Annotated in this window: 19 protein-coding genes; 10 read left to right on the top strand and 9 right to left on the bottom strand. The window is 71.1% G+C overall.

The genetic code is table 11. The annotated features are described in order from the left end of the window. The first annotated feature begins 7 nt into the window (after positions 1-7). The gene (locus tag AB0I73_RS06790) at positions 8-853 is read left to right on the top strand and encodes an HAD family hydrolase (RefSeq protein WP_363034471.1); all 846 of its coding nucleotides are present in this window, start codon (positions 8-10) and stop codon (positions 851-853) included. 378 nt (positions 854-1,231) lie between these two features. Here the strand turns inward: AB0I73_RS06790 and AB0I73_RS06785 are convergent, their stop codons facing one another. Both AB0I73_RS06785 and AB0I73_RS06780 read right to left on the bottom strand, forming a co-directional pair. Continuing rightward, a complete protein-coding gene (locus AB0I73_RS06785; protein WP_363034469.1) occupies positions 1,232-2,095 on the bottom strand; it encodes an oxidoreductase in 864 nt (287 codons plus the stop codon). 94 nt (positions 2,096-2,189) lie between these two features. Next, positions 2,190-3,455: a hypothetical protein gene (locus AB0I73_RS06780; RefSeq protein WP_363034467.1), complete on the bottom strand. Its 1,266-nt coding sequence runs from the start codon at positions 3,453-3,455 to the stop codon at positions 2,190-2,192. A 367-nt stretch (positions 3,456-3,822) separates the two neighbouring features. Here AB0I73_RS06780 and AB0I73_RS06775 point away from each other — a divergent pair, with 367 nt between their 5' ends. The 6 genes from AB0I73_RS06775 (at position 3,823) to AB0I73_RS06750 (ending at position 12,206) form a co-directional block, all read left to right on the top strand. After that, the gene (locus AB0I73_RS06775) at positions 3,823-6,363 is read left to right on the top strand and encodes a SulP family inorganic anion transporter (RefSeq protein ID WP_363034466.1); all 2,541 of its coding nucleotides are present in this window, start codon (positions 3,823-3,825) and stop codon (positions 6,361-6,363) included. A gap of 220 nt (positions 6,364-6,583) precedes the next feature. Continuing rightward, the gene (gene acs, locus AB0I73_RS06770; protein ID WP_363034464.1) at positions 6,584-8,539 is read left to right on the top strand and encodes an acetate--CoA ligase; all 1,956 of its coding nucleotides are present in this window, start codon (positions 6,584-6,586) and stop codon (positions 8,537-8,539) included. Positions 8,540-8,786: 247 nt separating this feature from the next. Next, positions 8,787-10,223 carry a Na+/H+ antiporter NhaA gene (gene nhaA, locus AB0I73_RS06765; RefSeq protein ID WP_363034462.1) on the top strand — a complete coding sequence of 479 codons (1,437 nt, stop codon included), beginning with the start codon at positions 8,787-8,789 and terminating at the stop codon, positions 10,221-10,223. Between the two features lie 220 nt (positions 10,224-10,443). Next, on the top strand, positions 10,444-10,938 hold the full coding sequence (locus tag AB0I73_RS06760) for a phage holin family protein (RefSeq protein ID WP_363034460.1): 495 nt from the start codon (positions 10,444-10,446) through the stop codon (positions 10,936-10,938). Next, a complete protein-coding gene (locus AB0I73_RS06755) occupies positions 10,935-11,900 on the top strand; it encodes an alpha/beta hydrolase (protein WP_363034458.1) in 966 nt (321 codons plus the stop codon). Before AB0I73_RS06760 ends, AB0I73_RS06755 begins: the two co-directional genes overlap by 4 nt. A 123-nt stretch (positions 11,901-12,023) precedes the next feature. Beyond that, positions 12,024-12,206 (top strand): hypothetical protein, encoded by a 183-nt coding sequence (locus tag AB0I73_RS06750; protein ID WP_363034456.1) that lies wholly within the window; start codon positions 12,024-12,026, stop codon positions 12,204-12,206. Between the two features lie 135 nt (positions 12,207-12,341). Here AB0I73_RS06750 and AB0I73_RS06745 read toward each other — a convergent pair whose 3' ends face one another. The 3 genes from AB0I73_RS06745 to nth all read right to left on the bottom strand — a co-directional run bounded on the left by AB0I73_RS06745 (position 12,342) and on the right by nth (position 15,474). Continuing rightward, the gene (locus AB0I73_RS06745) at positions 12,342-13,541 is read right to left on the bottom strand and encodes a MarP family serine protease (protein ID WP_363034454.1); all 1,200 of its coding nucleotides are present in this window, start codon (positions 13,539-13,541) and stop codon (positions 12,342-12,344) included. Positions 13,542-13,658: 117 nt separating this feature from the next. Further along, complete coding sequence (locus tag AB0I73_RS06740; protein ID WP_363034556.1) at positions 13,659-14,354, bottom strand: CoA pyrophosphatase; 696 nt, start codon at positions 14,352-14,354, stop codon at positions 13,659-13,661. Between the two features lie 118 nt (positions 14,355-14,472). After that, complete coding sequence (gene nth / locus AB0I73_RS06735) at positions 14,473-15,474, bottom strand: endonuclease III (RefSeq protein WP_363034452.1); 1,002 nt, start codon at positions 15,472-15,474, stop codon at positions 14,473-14,475. A 249-nt stretch (positions 15,475-15,723) separates the two neighbouring features. Here nth and AB0I73_RS06730 point away from each other — a divergent pair, with 249 nt between their 5' ends. Further along, on the top strand, positions 15,724-16,398 hold the full coding sequence (locus tag AB0I73_RS06730) for a Crp/Fnr family transcriptional regulator (RefSeq protein WP_109377225.1): 675 nt from the start codon (positions 15,724-15,726) through the stop codon (positions 16,396-16,398). Positions 16,399-16,512: 114 nt separating this feature from the next. Here AB0I73_RS06730 and AB0I73_RS06725 read toward each other — a convergent pair whose 3' ends face one another. The 4 genes from AB0I73_RS06725 to AB0I73_RS06710 all read right to left on the bottom strand — a co-directional run bounded on the left by AB0I73_RS06725 (position 16,513) and on the right by AB0I73_RS06710 (position 19,074). Beyond that, positions 16,513-17,343, bottom strand: a complete 831-nt coding sequence (locus AB0I73_RS06725; protein WP_363034449.1) for an MBL fold metallo-hydrolase — start codon at positions 17,341-17,343, stop codon at positions 16,513-16,515. After that, entirely contained in the window at positions 17,340-18,221 is an 882-nt protein-coding gene (locus AB0I73_RS06720) for an NUDIX hydrolase (RefSeq protein WP_363034447.1), read from the bottom strand. The genes AB0I73_RS06725 and AB0I73_RS06720 overlap by 4 nt, the downstream gene beginning before the upstream one ends. Before the next feature lie 224 nt (positions 18,222-18,445). Continuing rightward, positions 18,446-18,916: a RidA family protein gene (locus AB0I73_RS06715; RefSeq protein WP_363034445.1), complete on the bottom strand. Its 471-nt coding sequence runs from the start codon at positions 18,914-18,916 to the stop codon at positions 18,446-18,448. Then, entirely contained in the window at positions 18,913-19,074 is a 162-nt protein-coding gene (locus tag AB0I73_RS06710; RefSeq protein ID WP_019355547.1) for a DUF4177 domain-containing protein, read from the bottom strand. The genes AB0I73_RS06715 and AB0I73_RS06710 overlap by 4 nt, the downstream gene beginning before the upstream one ends. Before the next feature lie 157 nt (positions 19,075-19,231). Between AB0I73_RS06710 and AB0I73_RS06705 the strand changes: the two genes are divergently transcribed. Both AB0I73_RS06705 and AB0I73_RS06700 read left to right on the top strand, forming a co-directional pair. Next, positions 19,232-20,209 carry an ArsA-related P-loop ATPase gene (locus tag AB0I73_RS06705; RefSeq protein WP_363034442.1) on the top strand — a complete coding sequence of 326 codons (978 nt, stop codon included), beginning with the start codon at positions 19,232-19,234 and terminating at the stop codon, positions 20,207-20,209. A gap of 148 nt (positions 20,210-20,357) precedes the next feature. Beyond that, positions 20,358-21,734: an ArsA family ATPase gene (locus AB0I73_RS06700; RefSeq protein WP_363034440.1), complete on the top strand. Its 1,377-nt coding sequence runs from the start codon at positions 20,358-20,360 to the stop codon at positions 21,732-21,734. Positions 21,735-21,774: the final 40 nt, after the last annotated feature.

Genomic DNA, 21,774 nt, shown 5'->3' with positions numbered 1-21,774 from the left:
ACGCCGAATGGGCTGCACCTATGCTCAAGGCGTGGAAAACCACTCACTGCCCCGCACAGCCGCCTTCTTCGATCTGGACAAGACGGTCATTGCGAAGTCGAGCACGCTCACGTTCAGCAAGTCGTTCTACCAAGGCGGCCTGATCAACCGCAGGGCGGCCTTGCGCACCGCGTACGCCCAGTTCGTCTTCCTGGCCGGCGGCGCAGACCACGACCAGATGGAACGGATGCGCAAGTACCTGTCCGCGCTGTGCCGCGGCTGGAACGTCCGACAGGTCAAGGAGATCGTCGCAGAGACCCTGCACGACCTGATCGACCCGATCATCTACGACGAGGCCGCCACCCTCATCGAGCAGCACCACACCGCCGGCCGCGACGTGGTGATCGTGTCCACCTCGGGCGCCGAGGTGGTCGAGCCGATCGGCGAGCTGCTCGGCGCGGACCGGGTCGTGGCCACCCGCATGGTCGTGGGCGACGACGGGTGCTTCACCGGGGAGGTGGAGTACTACGCGTACGGCCCGACCAAGGCCGAGGCGATCAGGGAGCTGGCCGAATCCGAGGGCTACGACCTCGCCCGCTGCTACGCCTACAGCGACTCGGCGACCGATCTGCCGATGCTGGAGTCCGTGGGCCACCCGCACGCCGTGAACCCGGACCGGGCACTGCGCCGCGAAGCGGCCGCACGCGAGTGGCCGGTCCTGGACTTCCACCGGCCCGTCCGGCTCAAGCAGCGCCTGCCCGCACTCTCCGTACCTCCTCGCCCGGCCCTCATGGCGGCTGCCGCCATAAGCGCCGCCGCGGCCACCGCGGGCCTGGTCTGGTACGCGAGCCGACGCCGGGCGCCGGCGGCCTGACCGGCCACCCCGCACGACGCACCGACAGGCCGGTTCCCCTTCGCCGGACGGGCGCCCGATTAGCTCGTATTTGAACCTAAAAGTAAAGAAGCGGGTCCAGCACTTCCGCTTGCTTCGAACCTGGAGTACAAAGGACTCAACGGCCCGCGAGACCAAGGACATCCGAGAGGATCCCCTTTAGAACGCATTTGGCCCCACGGACCGAGCATGGCCACAGGGCACCCACGCGACGTCGACCCGTCGATTACGGGCCAGCCGCACCAGGGACGGGCAAATGCTCCCGACCTGATGGGCATATATCGAGGACGCTTGGTAACCAGGTGGACATGCCAGCGGCGGTACGAGTTCTCGTACCGCCGCATCTCTGCGCGCCCGCGGCTACGCCGCCCCGCGCTGCAGCGCCTCGCACACCGCCGTGGACTCGCGTGCCCCCAGTTCGACCGCGCGTCCGCAGTGGGCGATCCAGGAGGCCACGCCCTCGGGGGTGCCCGAGACATAACCCTCCAGAGCGGCCAGATAGGCCTCCTGCCCCAGTTCGGCATGGCCGACCTCGGCCGGGCAGACCGACTTCGGGTCCAGCCCGCTGCCGACCAGCACGATGCGTTCGGCCGTACGCGCGAGAAGGCCGTTGTGGGAGGTGAAGGGGCGTAGTGCGAGCAGTTCACCGTGGACGACGGCGGCAGTCACCAGCGCCGGGGCGGAACTGCCCGCGATGATCAGTTCCGACAGGCCCTCCAGCCGGCCGTGTGCCTCCGCCGCGGCGGGCAGCGGAAGCCCGATCAAGGGCTCGTCGACCGGCTCGCCCTCCTTCCGCGGACGCCCCACCTGGTCGGCCTGGTCGGCCGCCGCGACCAGATGCAGCCGGGCGAGTACCCTCAACGGCGACTGGCGCCAGATGGACAGCAGTTGCCCCGCCTCGGCGGACAGCCGCAGGGCCGCACCCATCGTGCGCGCCTCGTCGCCGCTGCCGAAGTCGCTGCGCCGACGCACCTCTTCCAGGGCCCAGTCCGCCCCGGACAGCGCCGCCGAGCCACGGGCGCCGCGCAGGGCCGCCTCGGAGGTGATCTCGTTGCTGCGCCGCCGCATGACCCGGTGCTTGTAGACCCGGTCCACGGCCTTGCGGACGGATTCCACGGAGTCGGACACACCGGGCAGCGAGCCCAGGGCCGCAAGGGGGTCCCCACTGCTCGAACTCTTCCGAGAGCTCGGGGGAGGATCGGCGGTCGCGCCTGTCGTACTCATGAGTACGACATTACGCACCCTGGGCGCCCGCCCTGCGCAAGAGTGGCCTTCCTCACTCCGGACCGCCGCCGGATCCGCGGTGAAGTCCGCCCGCTCACCCCTTCGCCGCGGGCGCCCCGGGCACACCCTTGGGGGCCGGGGCGGGGGCGCTGGCCAGGAAGGACTTCCAGCCCTGCTTCGGGGCCTCGCCCACGGTCAGGGTGCGCAGTTTCGCCAGGGTCTTGGGGTCCTGGACATCCAGCCAGTCCACGAGCTGCCGGAAGGAGACACAGCGCACGTCGGATTTGGTGCACACCTCCTTGACGACCTCCTCGACGGCCCGCATGTAGGTGCCTCCGTTCCAGGACTCGAAGTGGTTGCCGATGATCAGAGGTGCCCGGTTGCCGTCGTAGGCCCGCTCGAAGCCCGCGAGCAGGCCGTCCCGCATCTCGTCACCCCACCGTCCGTGCTCGGCGGGGTCGCCCTGGGTTTCGGTGCCGGACTGGTTGACCATGAAGTTGTAGTCCATGGCGAGCTGCTCGAAGGAGCGCCCGGGGAACGGGACGAGCTGCAGCGACAGGTCCCACAGACCCTGCTTCCTCTCCGGCCACACCTGGTTGTTGACACCACTGGTGTCGTAGCGGAAGCCCAGCTCTCTCGCCGCCTCCATGAAGTTCTCCTGACCTTCCAGACAGGGGGTGCGGGCGCCGATCAGCTCCTTGTCGTAGTCGAAGGGGAGGGGGGCTTCGTTCTTCATGCCGGTGTGGGTCTTCCATGCCTTCACGAACGATTTGGCCTGGGCGATCTCGTCCTTCCACTCCGCCACCGACCATTCGCCGACCCCGCCGTCGGGGCCGCAGAAGTGACCGTTGAAGTGGGTGCCGATCTCGTTGCCCTCGAGCCACGCCAGGCGCAGCTGCTCCACGGTGGCGGCGATGCCCTCGGCGTCGTTGAAGCCGATGTCGGACCGGCCCGGTGAGTGCTGCGGCGGGCGGTACAGGTCACGCTTCTCCTCCGGGAGCATGTACACGCCGCTCAGGAAGTACGTCATGGTCGCGTCGTTCTCCTTGGCGACCTCGCGGAAGTGGGAGAAGAGCTTCTGGCTGTCCTCGCCCGAGCCGTCCCACGAGAAGACGACGAACTGCGGGGGCTTCTCGCCCGGCTCCAGCCGCTCGGGCTCGGGCAGGTGCGGCTGGGCCCCGGTGTACGCGGTGGAGCCGTCGCCGATCAGCCGGACCACGTTCTTCGGCGCCGGCTCCGCCTTCTTCTGATCCTGAGATTCCTCGCCGAAACCGTCGGTGCCGGTCCCGCAGCCGGCGAGCGGGACGGCACAGACCGCGGCGATCACGGTGCTCACGGCGATCCTTCGGGTGGCGGCCATGCCCACCCACCTTCTTCCTTCTCTCGGGCCGGCCCCGTGGACGGCGATGTCGGGTGCCTGCCGGTCCGCGCCGACAGCGCCGCCAAAGTCGCACGGGACCGAGAAGGAATTAACACGACAAGCCGATAAACCATATATTTCGCCCGCGAGAAGTACTCATTAGGCCATTTGCTCGAAAAGCAAAGACTCACCCTTTACTCTGAATTGCGATTCGTTTACTAATGGTTGGGGTTCTTGCCGTCGAGGCTCCTCGCCGCCGTTGACCGATCCCGCCGTTCTGACGCCGTGACCCACGGCCGCGACCACCCCGCCGCCGAACGAGTCACCCCACTTCCGCGACCGCGCAGCCCCGGAGGAGACGGGAAGCATGCCAACCTGTGTTCCCACCACCCACGCCGGCGACCCGAACCGGACCGGGCATGCCCACCCGCCCCACAGCCCGCCGCCGATCGGGCCCCGTCGGATCCGTATCGCGGGCGCCGATCTGTCGGCCGCCGTCGCGGTCTTCCTGATCGCTCTGCCCCTGTCCCTCGGCATCGCTCTCGCCACCGGCGCGCCGCTTCAGGCCGGCCTGGTCGCCGCCGCCGTGGGCGGCCTCGTCGCCGGACGGCTCGGCGGCTCCCCGCTCCAGGTCAGCGGTCCGGCCGCCGGGCTCACCGTCGTCACCGCCGACATCATCCAGCAGTACGGCTGGCGGACGACCTGCGCCATCACCGTTCTCGCCGGACTCTCCCAACTCGGCCTGGGCTGTCTGCGGGTGGCGCGCGGCGCACTCGCCGTCAGCCCCGCCATCGTGCACGGGATGCTCGCCGGTATCGGCGTCACCATCGCCGTCGCCCAGGTGCACATCGTCCTCGGCGGCACCCCGCAGAGCTCCGTCCCCGACAATCTCCGGGCGCTTCCCGCCCAGTTGGCGAACCTGGACCCCGCTGCCGTCGCGGTGAGCGTGCTCACCCTGGCCCTGCTCCTGCTGTGGCCCCGGATCCCCGGTGGGGCGGGGCGCGTTCTGCGCAGGGTCCCGGCCGCGCTCGTCGCCGTCACCGGGGCCACCGCGGTCGCGGCCGCGGCCGGCCTCGTCCTGGCCGAGGTCGACCTGCCGTCCTGGCGCAGCCACGCGCTGGCCGGACTGCCCGAGGGGCCCGTGCTCGGTCTCGTCGCCGCTGTGCTCACCACCACGCTGGTGTGCAGCGTGCAGTCGCTGCTGGGCGCGGTCGCCGTGGACAAACTGGTCTCCCGCCGCCCCGGTCCGGGCCACGGCCCACGCTCCGACCTGGACCGCGAACTGCTCGGTCAGGGCACCGCGAACATCGCCTCCGGCTGCCTCGGCGGACTGCCCGTGGCCGGGGTGGCCGTGCGCAGTTCCGCGAATGTGAACGCGGGTGCCGTGAGCCGGAACTCCACGATGCTGCACGGCGTTCTCGTAGTGGTCGCCGCGTTGCTGATGGTCCCGATCCTGGAGTTCATCCCGCTCGCCTCACTCGCCGCCCTGGTGATGGCTGTCGGCATCCAGATGGTGTCCCTGCACCACATCCGTACGGTGACCCGACACCGTGAAGTCCTCGTCTACGCCGTGACCGCCCTCGGCGTGGTGTCCGTGGGCGTCCTGGAGGGCGTCGCCCTCGGCATCGCCGCGGCCGTCGGCGTGGCCCTGCACCGCCTCACCCGCACCCGGATCACGCATGAGGAGAAGAAAGGAATCCATCACGTACATGTCCGAGGGCAGTTGACGTTCCTCGCCGTACCCCGGCTCAGCCGGTCCCTGCATCTCGTACCCCAGGGGGCCACCACCGTCGTGGCGCTGGACGGGTCGTTCATGGACCACGCGGCGTACGAGGCCTTGCAGGACTGGCAGAACACGCACACCGCCGGGGGCGGTGCGGTCGAGATCACCGGCCGCCGGCCCGGGACCGGAGTCCGGATGGCCGAGCCCGCGGTCCTCGCCGCCGCACCCGCTTCGGACAGCACCGACGCGGCGGGCCCGGCACCCGGCGCCGGGTGCCGTCGCCGGCCCTGGACCGCCTGGCGCAACCACCGGTGCGAGCCCTCACGATCCACACCCGACGGCGAGTCCGCACCTGACGGCGACTCTGCACCTGACGGCGACTCCGTACCGAACGACGACCGCGGCGTCCACGACGTCCCCGGAGCTCCCAACGCCCCAGGCGGCCTGGGGATCCACAGTAGCTCGGACACACGGGCGATCCTCTCCGGCGCAGGGAGCCCACCCGGTGAGGACCGCGCGTCCCGTGCGGCCGACGCGTCCGGTGCGGGCGCGCCGGAGTCGTCCCGCGCCGGAGTCGGCCAGGAACCGGCGCGGCCGACGCGCGAGGGCGAGCGTCCGACCCGGCTGTTCCTCACCTGTGCCGACTCCCGGCTGGTCACATCGATGATCACTTCCAGCGGTCCGGGAGACCTCTTCGTGGTCCGCAATGTCGGCAACCTCGTGCCGCCGCCCGGCGAGGAGAGCGGTGACGACTCGGTGGCGGCCGCCCTCGAGTACGCCGTGGAGGTGCTCGCGGTGCGGTCCATCACGGTCTGCGGGCACTCGGGGTGCGGTGCCGTGCGGGCCCTGCTCGACCCGGAACCGGACGGTGCCCGCACTCCGCTGAGACGGTGGCTGCGGCACGGGCTGCCGAGCCTGGAGCGGGCCGGCGACGGGCACGGGCCCCGGGCACGCCTAGGCGGACGGACACCGGCCGACCCGGCCGAGCGGCTCTGCCTGGCCAACGTCGTCCAGCAGCTCGACCACCTGCGCGCCCACGAGCCGGTGGCCCGTGCTCTGAAGGACGGGAAGCTGACGCTCCACGGCATGTACTTCCATGCGGGTGAGACGCAGGCGTATCTCCTCACCGAGACGGCGGGAGAGGGCACGTTCGACCGGGTGAGGGCGGCGGACCTGGCGCGATGAGGGGCCGTCGCGGGTATGAGTGGTGTGACGGAGGCTGAACCGCGTGCCCTCGGCGTCCGTGGGTACGGATGACCCCCGGGCCACGGAAGCGATCGGTTGACCTCAGAGAGCTGACCTCAAAAGGTCTAAACCACTTTGCCATCGGCCCTTGTCAGCCCACCCCCGGGTCTGATGAGCTGTGGCCCGGGACACAACGGACACTCCGGGAAAGGCAGATGCCGTGAGCAACGAAAGCCTGGCCAACCTGCTCAAGGAAGAACGCAGGTTCGCACCCCCCGCCGACCTGGCCGCCAACGCCAACGTCACCGCGGAGGCGTACGAACAGGCCAAGGCTGACAGGCTCGGCTTCTGGGCCGAGCAGGCCCGCCGACTGACCTGGGCCAAGGAGCCCACCGAAACGCTCGACTGGTCGAACCCGCCGTTCGCCAAGTGGTTCAAGGACGGCGAGCTCAACGTCGCCTACAACTGCGTGGACCGGCATGTGGAGGCCGGGCACGGCGACCGGGTCGCCATCCACTTCGAGGGCGAGCCCGGCGACAGCCGCACGATCACCTACGCCCAGCTCAAGGACGAGGTCTCCCAGGCCGCCAACGCCCTGCTGGAGCTGGGCGTCCGCAAGGGCGACCGGGTGGCGATCTACATGCCGATGATCCCCGAGACGGCGGTCGCCATGCTGGCCTGCGCCCGGATCGGCGCCGCACACTCCGTCGTCTTCGGCGGTTTCTCGGCGGACGCGCTCGCGACCCGTATCCAGGACGCCGACGCCAAGGTCGTCATCACCGCCGACGGCGGCTACCGGCGCGGCAAGCCGTCCGCGCTCAAGCCCGCCGTGGACGAGGCGGCCGACCGCGTCGACACCGTGCGGCACGTCCTCGTCGTCCGCCGCACCGGCCAGGACATCGCCTGGACCGAGGGCCGCGACCTGTGGTGGCACGAGGTGGTGGGCCGCCAGAGCACCGAGCACACCCCGGAGGCGTTCGAGGCCGAGCAGCCGCTGTTCATCCTCTACACCTCCGGCACCACGGGGAAGCCGAAGGGCATCCTGCACACCTCCGGCGGCTACCTCACCCAGACCGCCTACACGCACTGGGCGGTCTTCGACCTCAAGCCGGAGACCGACGTGTTCTGGTGCACGGCCGACGTCGGCTGGGTCACCGGGCACTCGTACATCGTCTACGGGCCGCTCGCCAACGGCGCGACCCAGGTCATGTACGAGGGCACTCCCGACACCCCGCACCAGGGCCGCTTCTGGGAGATCGTGCAGAAGTACGGCGTGACGATCCTCTACACGGCGCCCACCGCGATCCGGACGTTCATGAAGTGGGGCGACGACATCCCCGCGAAGTTCGACCTGTCCTCGCTGCGGGTCCTCGGCTCCGTCGGTGAGCCGATCAACCCCGAGGCGTGGATCTGGTACCGCAAGAACATCGGCGCGGACCGCACCCCCGTGGTGGACACCTGGTGGCAGACCGAGACCGGCAGCATCATGATCTCGCCGCTGCCCGGCGTGACCGGCGCCAAGCCGGGCTCCGCCCAGACCCCGCTGCCCGGCATCGCCGCGACCGTCGTCGACGACGAGGCGCGCGAGGTGCCCGACGGCGGCGGTGGCTACCTGGTCCTCACCGAGCCGTGGCCGTCGATGCTGCGCACCATCTGGGGCGACGACCAGCGGTACATCGACACGTACTGGTCACGTTTCGAGGGCAAGTACTTCGCCGGCGACGGCGCCAAGAAGGACGACGACGGCGACATCTGGCTGCTCGGCCGGGTCGACGACGTGATGCTGGTCTCCGGGCACAACATCTCCACCACCGAGGTGGAGTCGGCGCTCGTCTCCCACCCGTCGGTCGCCGAGGCGGCCGTGGTCGGCGCGGCGGACGAGACGACCGGGCAGGCCATCGTCGCCTTCGTGATCCTGCGCGGTACGGCGGCGGAGACCGAGCAGCTGGTCGCCGAGCTGCGCGACCACGTGGGCGCCACTCTCGGCCCGATCACCAAGCCCAAGCGGATCCTGCCGGTCAACGAGCTGCCGAAGACCCGCTCCGGCAAGATCATGCGCCGGCTGCTGCGGGACGTCGCGGAGAACCGCCAGCTCGGTGACGTGACCACGCTGACCGACTCCACCGTGATGGACCTGATCCAGGCGAAGCTGCCCCAGGCGCCCGGCGAGGACTGAGCACGTGCCGGCCGTCACGGGGCGGCCGGTCACAGGAACACGGGGAGGGCGCCCGGCGCCGCACGCGCCGGGCGCCCTCCCCGTGACATCCGTCACCAAAAGCCCTCGGTGCGGCCCGGAAGCACGTTGGTTAGAGTGGACACGAGGGTGGCCGCCGCAGGCCACCCGCACACACGCTGTCTCATGGAGCGCCGGGAAGTCTGGTCGGCACACGATTCGTGCTGCCCGACGACCAGAGGACCACCCCGTGACCGCCCCCCGCACCCCCAGCCCCCGCAAGGCCCTCGGCCGCCTCTCCCTGCCCGAGCGGAACTTCGTCGCGGACGCACTGCGCACCGAGACCGTCGGTGGCATGCTGCTGCTCGTCGCCGCGGTCACCGCGCTGATCTGGGCGAACGTGCCCGCCCTGCACGACAGCTACGAGAGCGTCAGCCACTTCCGCTTCGGCCCCGAGGCGCTCGGCCTGAACCTGTCCGTCGCGCACTGGGCCGCAGACGGACTGCTCGCGGTCTTCTTCTTCGTCGCCGGAACGGAACTCAAGCGCGAACTCGTCGCCGGCGATCTGCGCGACCCCCGGGCCGCCGCGCTTCCCGTCGTCGCCGCCCTGTGCGGCATGGCCGTACCGGCGCTCGTCTACACGCTCACCAGCGGCATCGGCGGCGGCTCACTGGCCGGCTGGGCCGTGCCCACCGCCACCGACATCGCCTTCGCGCTCGCCGTGCTCGCCGTCATCGGCACCTCCCTGCCGAGCGCGCTGCGCGCCTTCCTGCTCACCCTCGCCGTCGTCGACGACCTCTTCGCGATCCTGATCATCGCGGTCTTCTTCACCGCCGACCTGGACTTCGTCGCGCTCGGCGGTGCCGTGGTGGGTCTGGCCGTCTTCTGGCTGCTGCTCCACAAGGGCGTGCGCGGCTGGTACGTGTACGTGCCGCTCGCCCTCGTCGTCTGGGGCCTGATGTACAACAGCGGCATCCACGCCACCATCGCCGGTGTCGCCATGGGCCTGATGATGCGCTGCCACCGCCACGAGGGTGAGGAGCAGTCCCCCGGTGAGCGCATCGAGCATCTGGTCCGGCCCCTCTCCTCGGGCCTCGCCGTGCCGCTGTTCGCCCTGTTCAGCGCGGGTGTGGCGGTTTCCGGCGGCGCGCTCGCGGACGTGTTCACCACGCCCGAGACGCTCGGCGTCGTCCTCGGCCTCGTCGTCGGCAAGACGGTCGGCATCTTCGGCGGTACGTGGTTGACCACACGCTTCACCAGGGCCTCGCTCAGCGAGGAGCTCGCCTGGGCGGACGTCCTGGCGGTGTCGACGCTGGCCGGGATCGGGTTCACCGTCTCGCTGCTCATCGGGGAACTCGCCTTCGAGGGCGACGCGGCGATGACGGACAGCGTCAAGGCCGCCGTGCTGACCGGTTCGCTGATCGCGACCGCCGTGGCGACCGTGCTGCTGAAGATCCGGAACGCCAAGTACCGCAGGCTGTCCCAGGAGGAGGAGCGCGACGACGACCTCAGCGGCATCCCCGACGTGTACGAGGAGGACGACCCGGCCCACCACCTGCGCATGGCGGAGATCCACGACCGCAAGGCCGCCGAGCACCGACGGCTCGCCCGGGAGAAGGCCGAACAGCGGCGCGGGCTTGCCGAAGTGCCGAACGGGGCAGGCGAGGACCACGACGGTCCGGCATGATCTGACGAGACGGTACAAAAGTCAGGACAGTCGGGCGCCCGCGGACACACACGGACGCCCGCGGACACACACGCCCGGACGCGCCACGCCCGACCCACGGGGCCGGCCACACGCGGTCGGACGTGGCGGCCGACCGGACGGGAACCGTCAGACGGCAGACTGAACCGTACGCAGCGACACACAGTGGCACGCGATACGTACGCAGAAGAGGGAGACCGCGATGAGCGCACCCGACGGCAGCCCGGTCGGCGCCGAACGCAGCATCGGCGAACTGTTCGCCTCGGCGACGGAGAACATGTCGGCGCTGGTGCACGACGAGATCGCGCTGGCGAAGGCGCAGCTCAAGCAGGACGTGAAGCGGGGGGCGACGAGCGGCGGGGCGTTCACCGCGGCCGGTGTGCTGCTCCTGTTCTCCCTGCCGATGCTGAACTTCGCCCTGGCCTACGGCATCCACACCTGGAGCAACTGGAACCTCGCCCTCTGCTTCCTGCTGTCCTTCGCGGCGAATGTGCTGATCGCGCTCGTCCTCCTGCTGATCGGCGTCGTCTTCGCGAAGAAGGCGAAGAAGAGCCGGGGCCCGCAGAAGGTCGCCGCCTCCATGAAGGAGACCGCGGGCGTGCTGCAGAAGGCCAAGCCGCACCCGCGTCCCGAACTCGACCTGTCCAAGGACCGGGCCCCCGCGGCGATCGAAGCTGTGGGACGCTCGTCCTCATGACGGGCTCCTCCCTCCCCTCGGGGCAACCTCCCTCGGCGCACCCCCTCTCGGCCGTACGCCTCGACATCCCGGGCGGCGCCGAGGTGACCCACCGGGACGTGGCCGCCAACGGCGCGCGCTTCCACATCGCGGAGCTCGGCGACGGACCGCTGGTACTGCTGCTGCACGGCTTTCCGCAGTTCTGGTGGACCTGGCGGCACCAGCTGACGGCACTCGCCGACGCCGGGTTCCGCGCCGTCGCCATGGACCTGCGGGGTGTCGGGGGCAGCGACCGCACACCGCGCGGTTACGACCCGGCCAACCTCGCGCTGGACATCACCGGGGTGGTCCGTTCCCTCGGCGAACCGGACGCCGCGCTGGTCGGGCACGACCTGGGCGGCTACCTGGCCTGGACGGCGGCGGCGATGCGTCCCAAGCTCGTACGGCGGCTCGCGGTCGCGTCCATGCCGCATCCGCGGCGCTGGCGGTCGGCCATGCTCGCGGACGTCAGGCAGTCGTCCGCCATGTCCCACATCTGGGGGTTCCAGCGGCCCTGGGTCCCGGAGCGGCAGCTCACCGCCGACGACGGGGCGCTGGTGGCCGAACTCATCCAGGCCTGGTCCGGGCCGCGCCCGCCCGAGGAGAAGGCGCTGGAGAACTACCGCCGCGCCATGTGCATCCCGTCCACGGCGCACTGCTCGATCGAGCCGTACCGCTGGATGGTGCGCTCCATGGCCCGGCCCGACGGCATCCAGTTCAACCGCCGGATGAAGCGGCCGGTGCGGGTGCCGACGCTGCATCTGCACGGCTCGCTGGACCCCGTGGTGCGCACCCGGAGCGCCGCCGGGTCCGGACAGTACGTCGAAGCGCCGTACCGCTGGCGGCTGTTCGACGGGCTCGGGCATTTCCCGCACGAGGAGGACCCGGTCACGTTCTCCACCGAGCTGATCAACTGGCTGAAGGACCCGGAGCCCGACCGCTGAACCAGGACATCCTGATCATCGGAATTGAACACCTGTCCTACGAACGGCCACTTGCCTGGCGCATAGGCCAATTGGCTGCCCCAGAAGCGGTTATCGACCATGAGGCGGGGGCACCGTCGGAATATGGGCTGGACGCACGACTACAGTGACGCAGGCCGCGACCGCCGCTCGGCGGGCGGCAAGGGACCCCACCAGCGAGGCGGTGCACCGCACATGACGGGCACGGACCTCAGGGTGGGGATCCCCCACATCCTCCGCCGCCGGGCCCGCTGGGTCTCGGTACGACTGCTTCACCCACGCGGGTGACCGGACGCGGCGCGACGGCCGTATCCCGCGCGCCGCGTCCCGCACCGAGTTCACGCGCCCGGTTCACGCGTCGCGTTGCCGCACCGCGCGTCACGCCGTAGGCAGCTCTCGCCGCCCCCGTGGGCCTCGCGCCGTTCAGAGCGCGCAGTTGTCGCTGTCCACCTGCTGGTTCGCGGCACGGCCCTTGGTGATGTCGTCCTGGATCTCATCCACGGTGAGCGCGTACCCCGTCTCGGCGTCGTCGAGGGACTTGGCGAACACCACGCCGTAGACCCGGCCCTCGGGTGTGAGCAGCGGGCCGCCGGAGTTGCCCTGACGGACCGTCGCGTACAGGGAGTAGACGTCACGGCGGACCGTGCCCCGGTGGTAGATGTCCGGGCCGTTGGCCGTGATCCGCCCGCGGACCCGCGCGGACCTGACGTCGTACGCGCCGTTCTCCGGGAAGCCGGCGACGATCGCGCTGTCGCCGCTGCCCGCGTCCTCGGTCGTGAACCGCAGCGCCGGCGCCTTCAGGTCCGGGACGTCGAGGACCGCGATGTCGCGCTTCCAGTCGTAGAGGACGACCGTCGCGTCGTACTTCCTGCCCTCGCCGCCTATCTGCACGGTCGGTTCGTCGACGCCGCCCACGACGTGCGCGTTGGTCATGACGCGGCGTTCGGAGAACACGAAGCCGGTGCCCTCCAGCACCTTGCCGCACTGCGGGGCGGTGCCCATGACCTTGACGATGGACCGCTGGGCCCGGGCGGCCACGGGACTGCCGACCAGGGCGGGGTCGGGGGGCTGGACATCGGTGATCGGCTCGTTCGCGAACGGGCTGAAGACCTGCGGGAAGCCGTTCTGCGCGAGGACGGAGGAGAAGTCGGCGAACCAGGTGTCGGCCTGGTCGGGCAGCGCGCGGGAGACACCGAGCAGGACCTTGGAACCGCGGACCTCCTTGCCGAGCGTCGGCAGCGTCGTACCGGCGAGGGCGGAGCCGATCAGCCAGGCGACCAGGAGCATGGCGACGACGTTGACCAGGACACCACCGGTCGCGTCGAGCGCCCGGGCCGGGGACCAGGTGATGTGGCGGCGCAGCTTGTTGCCTAGGTGGGTGGTCAGCGCCTGGCCGACGGAGGCGCAGACTATGACGACGACGACCGCGGCGACGGCCGCGGTTGTGCCGACCTCGGCGTTGTCCGTCAGGACGTCCCAGACGACGGGGAGCACGTAGACGGCGACGAGACCGCCGCCCAGGAACCCGATCACCGACAGGATGCCGACGACGAACCCCTGGCGGTAGCCGACGATCGCGAACCAGACGGCGGCGACCAGCAACAGGATGTCCAGCACGTTCACTGCTTCCAGCCTCGCCTCGTCATTCCGGTCGCTCCCACTCGGCCGGAGTCCGGGGGCGTACGGCACGAACCACCGTCGTCACCTGCCCTCGTACCGCACGGCACGGCGCCCACCCTGTCATGACCTCTGGTCCAGCGGGACCCGCTTGTCCCGGTCCCAGGGCCGCTCCCACCCCGCGTAGTGGAGCAGTCGGTCGATGATCCCGGCCGTGAAACCCCAGACGAGAGCCGATTCGACCAGGAATGCCGGACCCTGGTGGCCGCTGGGATGGACCGCGGTCACCCGGTTGTCCGGATCGGTGAGATCCGCCACCGGGACCGTGAAGACCCGGGCGGTCTCGTTGGGATCCACGACGCCGACCGGGCTGGGCACCCGCCACCAGCCCAGCACCGGGGTGACGACGAAGCCGCTGACGGGGATGTAGAGCTTGGGCAGGACACCGAAGAGCTGGACACCGGCCGGATCGAGTCCGGTCTCCTCCTCGGCCTCGCGCAGCGCGGCCCACAGCGGCCCGTCGGCCAGCGGGTCGCCGTCCTCGGGGTCGAGGGCGCCACCGGGGAAGGCCGGCTGCCCGGCATGCGAGCGCAGCGCCGTCGACCGCTCCATGAGCAGCAGTTCCGGGCCGTACGCGCCTTCGCCGAACAGGATCAGGACCGCGGACTGGCGCCCCGAGCCGTTCGCCGGCGGCAGGAAGCGGCTCAGCTGTCCCGGTGCGACCGTCTCCACGGCCCGCACCACCGGGTCCAGCCAGGTGGGCAGACCCTCCTGACTGAGCGTCGCCCGGCCACCCCGGATGTTGCCCGCCCGCGTCATCGCCACCCCCGTCGTCCTGCCCCCTGCCCGTCCGTCCCCGGCGACAGGTCCAACGCCCGGCGGCCCCTGGAACGTTCCATCGAAGATCGTTCCACCTGCGGCCGCCGGATGTGCCCTGTCACCCGGCCCCCAGCGGCGGGGCCGGTCGGCCGCCCGCGTCGAGGTAGGCCTGCGGGGGGTTCAGACGCTGGCCCGGGAAGCCGCCCTTCTCGTACTTCAGCAGCTTCCGCGCCTTCTCCGGGTCCGTCTCCCCCTCGCCGTACGCCGGGCAGAGCGGGGCGATGGGGCAGGCTCCGCAGGCGGGCTTGCGGGCGTGACAGATGCGGCGGCCGTGCCAGATCACGTGGTGCGAGAGGTCGGTCCAGTCGCTCCTGGGGAAGAGCCCGCCGACAGCCGCCTCGATCTTGTCGGGGTCGGTCTCCTCCGTCCACTTCCAGCGGCGCACCAGGCGCTGGAAGTGCGTGTCCACAGTGATCCCCGGGCGGCCGAAGGCGTTGCCGAGGACGACGAAGGCCGTCTTGCGGCCCACGCCCGGCAGCTTGACGAGATCCTCCAGCCGGCCCGGCACCTCGCCGCCGAACTCCTCCGCCAGCACCTTCGAAAGCCCTATCACCGACCTGGTCTTGGCCCGGAAGAACCCGGTGGGGCGGAGGATCTCCTCCACCTCCTCCGGGTCGGCGGCGGCCAGGTCCTCGGGGGTGGGGTACTTCGCGAAGAGGGCGGGGGTCGTCTGGTTGACCCGCAGGTCGGTGGTCTGGGCGGACAGGACCGTGGCGACCACCAGCTGGAAGGGGTTCTCGAAGTCCAGCTCGGGGTGGGCGTACGGGTACACCTCGGCGAGCTCCCGGTTGATCCGCCGGGCCCGGCGGACCAGCGCGGTACGCGACTCGGCCTTGGGCTGCCCGGCGGCGGCCTTACTCACGGACGCGGGACTCTTCACGGACGCCGCCTTCTTCGCGGGTGCGGAGCCCTTCGCGGACGCGGGCCTCACCTCGGCCGCCGCTTCGCTCGCACTCGCGGTCGAATCCTTCTTCACCGGTGCCTTCTTTGTCGGTTTCGCCGTTTCCCTGTCGCCGCCGGGACCCTGTTCGCCCACAGCGGAATCATGATGTACCGCCACCCGTGCAGCCCCTAGGAGCGTGCTCTCACCGGCGATTTGGACACCCGACCAGCCTACGGCTCGGCACCGACATCCGCCCCGGCCCCTGCGGATCGGCGCCCAATTGGACCCCTGCCGCTTACCCGGGCACGCCTGTGCGGCATCCTTGTGACAGATCACACTGTTTGGACTGTCCGGCAAAATGGGCACCTCGGTCCCCTGGTACGCGGGGAACAAGATCCCCTGAGCAGGTCGACAAGGAGAGAACACGTGGACGACGTTCTGCGGCGGAACCCGCTCTTCGCGGCGCTCGATGACGAGCAGGCCGCGGAGCTTCGCGCCTCGCTGAGCGAGGTGACCCTCGCACGGGGCGACTCCCTGTTCCACGAGGGCGACCCCGGAGACCGGCTCTACGTGGTCACCGAGGGCAAGGTCAAGCTCCACCGGACCTCCCCCGACGGCCGCGAGAACATGCTGGCCGTCGTCGGTCCCGGCGAGCTCATCGGTGAGCTGTCGCTCTTCGACCCGGGCCCGCGCACCGCGACCGCCACGGCGCTGACCGAGGTCAAGCTGCTCGCCCTGGGCCACAGCGACCTCCAGCCCTGGCTGAACGCCCGCCCCGAGGTGGCCACGGCGCTGCTGCGGGCCGTCGCGCGCCGGCTGCGCAAGACCAACGACGCCATGTCGGACCTGGTCTTCTCCGACGTCCCGGGCCGGGTCGCCCGCGCCCTGCTGGACCTCTCCCGCCGCTTCGGGGTGCAGTCCGAGGAGGGCATCCACGTCGTCCACGACCTCACGCAGGAGGAACTGGCCCAGCTGGTCGGCGCGTCCCGCGAGACGGTCAACAAGGCCCTGGCGGACTTCGCACAGCGCGGCTGGCTCCGCCTGGAGGCCCGCGCGGTGATCCTCCTGGACGTCGAGCGCCTCGCGAAGCGCTCCCGCTGACGGGATTCCCGGCACGCGTGCCGACGGCCCCGGTGCCCCGCAGGCCTCAGCGCCTGCCGGGCACCGGGGCTTTCGGGTGAACCCGTGTCACCGCCGGACGAGCCCGTGCCCCCGCTAGATGAGCCCGTGCTCCCGCAGGTATTCCAGCTGCGCGCGGACCGACAGTTCCGCGGCCGGCCACAGGGAGCGGTCCACGTCGGCGTAGACGTGGGCGACGACTTCGGACGGGGTGAGACGGCCGTTCTCGACGGCCGTCTCCACCTGGGCGAGGCGGTGGGCCCGGTGCGCCAGGTAGTACTCGACCGCGCCCTGGGCGTCCTCCAGTACGGGGCCGTGACCGGGCAGGACCGTGTGGACGCCGTCGTCGACCGTGAGCGAGCGCAGGCGGCGCAGGGTGTCCAGGTAGTCGCCGAGGCGGCCGTCGGGGTGGGACACGACGGTCGTACCGCGTCCCAGCACGGTGTCGCCGGTGAGGACGGCCCCGTCGGCCGGCAGGTGGAAGGACAGGGAGTCGGCGGTGTGGCCGGGGGTGGGGACGACCCGCAGTTCCAGACCGTCCACGTCGACGACGTCCCCGCCGGACAGTCCCTCGTCCCCCAGCCGCAGCTCCGGGTCCAGCGCCCGTACCTTCGTGCCGGTCAGTTCGGCGAAGCGGGTAGCGCCCTCGGCGTGGTCGGGGTGACCGTGCGTCAGCAGGACGAGGGCGACGCGCTTGCCGGCCCGCTCGGCCGTGTCGACGACGTTGCGCAGATGCCCCTCGTCCAGCGGGCCGGGGTCGACGACGACCGCCCGCGCGGAGTCGGGTTCCGAGAGGATCCAGGTGTTGGTGCCGTCCAGGGTCATGGCCGAGGCGTTCGGGGCCAGGACGTTGACCGCGCGCGCGGTGGCGGGTCCGGAGAGGACCCCACCGCGCGGTTGGCCGGGAAGGGCTGCCGCGTCCGTCATGCGGGTGCTCCACCGGTCGGGATGTGCTTGGTGAACTCGTCGTGCCCCGGCCAGGACAGCACGATCTTCTCGTCGTCCAGGCGCGCGGTGGCCAGTACGGGCGTGAGATCCCGCGCGGATGCCGCGTCGAGCGCCTGCGCCGCCGCCGGGTACGCCGTCAGCTGGCGCAGGGTCGCGATCGTCGGCGGCATCATCAGCAGCTCGCCCCGGTCGTACGCGGCGGCCGCCTCGCGCGGGGCGATCCACACCGTGCGGTCGGCCTCCGTGGAGGCGTTGCGGGTGCGCTGTCCCTCGGGGAGCGCGGCGACGAAGAACCAGGTGTCGTAGCGGCGGGGCTCGAACTCCGGGGTGATCCACCGGGTCCACGCGCCGAGCAGGTCCGAGCGCAGGACCAGTCCTCGGCGGTCGAGGAACTCCGCGAAGGACGTCCTTCGCGCGACGAGTGCCGCGCGGTCCGCCTCCCAGTCCGCGCCCGTCGTGTCACCGACCACGGAGTCGGGCGTCGGACCGGCGAGCAGCACGCCGGCTTCCTCGTACGTCTCGCGTACGGCGGCGCAGACGATCGCCTGGGCGGCGGTCTCGTCGACGCCGAGCCGGTCCGCCCACCACGCGCGCGTGGGGCCCGCCCAGCGGACGTGGTGGTCGTCGTCCCGCGGGTCGACGCCACCGCCGGGGTAGGCGTAGGCGCCTCCGGCGAAGGCCATGGAGGCGCTCCGACGCAACATGTGGACGACGCAGCCGTCACCGGTGTCCCGCAGGAGCATCACGGTGGCCGCCCGCTTGGGCGGGACCGGGGTGAGGGTGCCCTCCGCGAGCGCGCGGATGCGAGTCGGCCACTCGGGTGGGTACCACTGCCCACCAGCCTGCGCATTCACCATGGCCGGAGGCTATCTCGGGACGGGCGGATGTTCGAGTGCCCAGCGGGAGAAGGTGGGCACAAGGGGACGCGCGACGCCGGGAAGCGGCAGGGGGCACGGCGAGGAGGGGTGGCGGACCCGGCGGCCGGCACGGGCCACACGGCCCTCCGCCGGGCACCGGCCCGCCTCCGCCTCCGTCGGACGCCGACCGCTCCTGCCTGTCCGCGTCCGCCGGCGCGCGTCCGTCAGCCGGCGTCCGTCAGCTCCACCTGGATCTCGACCTCCACCGGTGCGTCGAGAGGCAGTACCGCGACGCCCACCGCGCTGCGGGCGTGGACGCCCTTGTCGCCGAGGACCTCGACCAGCAGCTCGCTCGCACCGTTGAGGACGCCCGGCTGGCCCGTGAAGTCCGTGGCCGAGGCCACGAACCCGACGACCTTCACCACGCGCGCGACGCGGTCCAGGTCACCGGCGACGGACTTCACGGCGGCGAGGGCGTTCAGCGCACAGGTGCGCGCCAGCTCCTTCGCCTCCTCGGCCGTGACCTCGGCACCGACCTTTCCGGTCAGCGGAAGCTCGCCGCCCACCATGGGAAGCTGGCCGGCGGTGTGGACGTACCGCCCCGACAGCACGGCCGGACGGTACGCGGCCAGCGGCGGAACGACCTCCGGCAGGCTCAGCCCGAGTTCGGCCAGTTTGGCCTCGACCGCGCTCACGCCTGCTTCTCCCGCTTCAGGTAGGCGACCAGCTGCTCGGGGTTGTTCGGGCCCGGCACGACCTGCACGAGCTCCCAGCCGTCCTCGCCCCAGGTGTCCAGAATCTGCTTCGTGGCGTGGACCAGCAGCGGAACCGTGGAGTACTCCCATTTCGTCATGCGGCGACTCTAGCCGCTGCCGTCCCCCGCACGGGAAGCACGGGAAGCCTCGAAAGCCCGGGAAACCGGGGAATCCCGGGTACTCAGGAGCACGGGAAGCCCGGCAACTCGCACCCGGAGCCGCCGGGGCGCACGGGGAGGAATTAGGCTCAAAGGCGTGAGCAGGCTTCAGGTGGTCAGTGGCAAGGGCGGAACCGGCAAGACCACGGTGGCCGCGGCCCTCGCGCTGGCCCTGGCCACGGAGGGGAAGCGGACGCTTCTCGTCGAGGTCGAGGGCCGCCAGGGCATCGCGCAGGTCTTCGAGACGGAGGCGCTGCCGTACGAGGAGCGGAAGATCGCCGTCGCTCCCGGGGGCGGGGAGGTGCACGCCCTCGCCATAGACGCCGAGCGGGCCCTTCTGGACTACCTCCAGATGTTCTACAAGCTGGGCAGCGCCGGGCGGGCGCTGAAGAAGCTCGGCGCGATCGACTTCGCGACCACCATCGCGCCCGGCGTGCGGGACGTCCTGCTGACCGGCAAGGCGTGCGAGGCGGTGCGGCGCAAGGACAGGAACGGGCGGTTCGTCTACGACTACGTCGTGATGGACGCTCCACCGACCGGGCGCATCACCCGTTTCCTCAACGTCAACGACGAGGTCGCCGGACTCGCGAAGATCGGCCCGATACACAATCAGGCCCAGGCCGTGATGCGGGTGCTGAAATCACCGGAGACGGCGGTGCACCTGGTCGCCCTGCTGGAGGAGATGCCGGTCCAGGAGACCGTGGACGGCATCGCCGAGCTGCGGGGGGCCCGGCTGCCGGTGGGGCGGATCATCGTGAACATGGTGCGGCCCGAGGTGCTGGACGCGATCGACCTGGAACTCATGGGGACGGTCGAGCGTTCCTCTGTCGCGCGGGCATTGTCGTCCGCCGGTCTCGGCGGCGCACGGCGCGGCGGGCACGCCGAGCAGCTGGTGGACCCGTTGCTCGCGCAGGCGAAGGAGTACGCCGAGCGGTACACGCTGGAGGCCGAACAGCGCGCCGCACTGGCCGAGGTGGGCCTGCCCCTGCACGAGCTGCCGCTGCTCGCGGAAGGCATGGACCTGGCGGGTCTGTACGAACTGGCCGAGGAACTCCGCGCACAGGGTGTGTCATGACCGGCGGAAACCTGCCCGTGTCCGTACTCGTGCCCGGCGGGAGCCCTCCCGCCGGGCACGCCGCTCCCGGTGTTCCCGCCGTGCCCGCCACCCCCATCAGGCCCGTCACGCCCGTCACGAGTCGGAAGTATCGGAAGCAGGGGATGTCATGAGTCGTCATCCGGAACCGGCCCACCCGGCCCGCCACCACCTCTCCCCCGTGCGCACGCTCGACATCGACCCACTGATCGAGGACCGGACCACCCGGATCGTGGTGTGCTGCGGCTCGGGCGGGGTCGGCAAGACGACCACCGCCGCGGCCCTGGGGCTGCGCGCGGCCGAACGGGGACGCAAGGTGGTCGTCCTCACCATCGACCCCGCCCGTCGGCTCGCCCAGTCCATGGGCATCGACTCGCTCGACAACATCCCCCGCCGGGTGAAGGGCATCGACGACTCCGCCGGCGGCGAACTGCACGCCATGATGCTCGACATGAAGCGCACCTTCGACGAGATCGTCGAGGCGCACTCGGACCCGGAGCGCGCCTCCGCGATCCTCGGCAACCCCTTCTACCAGTCCCTCTCGGCGGGCTTCGCGGGCACGCAGGAGTACATGGCGATGGAGAAGCTGGGTCAGCTGCGGGCCCGCGACGAGTGGGACCTCATCGTCGTCGACACACCGCCCTCCCGCTCCGCGCTGGACTTCCTGGACGCGCCCAAGCGGCTCGGGTCCTTCCTCGACGGCAAGCTCATCCGCGTCCTGCTGACCCCGGCGAAGGTCGGCGGCCGTGCGGGGATGAAGTTCCTGAACGTCGGGATGTCCATGATGACCGGCGTCCTGGGGAAGGTGCTCGGGGGGCAACTGCTGCGGGACGTACAGACGTTCGTCGCGGCGATGGACTCCATGTTCGGCGGGTTCCGTACGCGCGCGGACGCCACGTTCAAACTGCTCCAGGCGCCCGGGACGGCGTTCCTGGTGGTCGCGGCCCCGGAGCGGGACGCGCTGCGCGAGGCCGCGTACTTCGTGGAACGGCTGGCCGCGGAGGACATGCCGCTGGCCGGTCTGGTGCTCAACCGGGTCCATGGCAGCGGCGCCGACCGGCTGTCGGCCGAACGGGCACTCGCCGCTGCGGAAAATCTTGAGGACTCCCGCATTGTGGATCAGGAGGACGGGAAAGCTGGAGTTCGTAACTCCACCGACACACACGCCAGTTCAGACGTCCCTGCCGGAGGCTCCCCCGCCACCACGGACGACACGGACACGGACACCAGCACCACCGACACCGGCGGGGCGGGCGCGGAGTGGTCCGTCGACCAGCTCACCGCGGGTCTGCTGAGACTGCACGCCGAGCGGATGCGGCTGCTCTCACGCGAGCAGCGCACACGTGACCGCTTCACCGCGCTCCATCCCGAGGTGGCGGTGACGGAAGTGGCCGCGCTGCCCGGTGACGTGCACGACCTCGCGGGCCTGCGGCAGATCGGCGACCGGCTCGCGACCAACAGGCCGGAGCTGCCCGAGACACCCGCTTCACCCGAGGCAACCGCCTGACGCACACCGACCTGACGCACACCGACGCGGCCTGACGGAC

Source organism: Streptomyces sp. NPDC050388 (assembly GCF_040655635.1).
In the GTDB taxonomy this organism is placed as follows: Bacteria; Actinomycetota; Actinomycetes; order Streptomycetales; family Streptomycetaceae; genus Streptomyces.
Note: the sequence above shows the minus strand (reverse complement) of the source record. Positions and strands in the feature narration are given on the sequence as shown.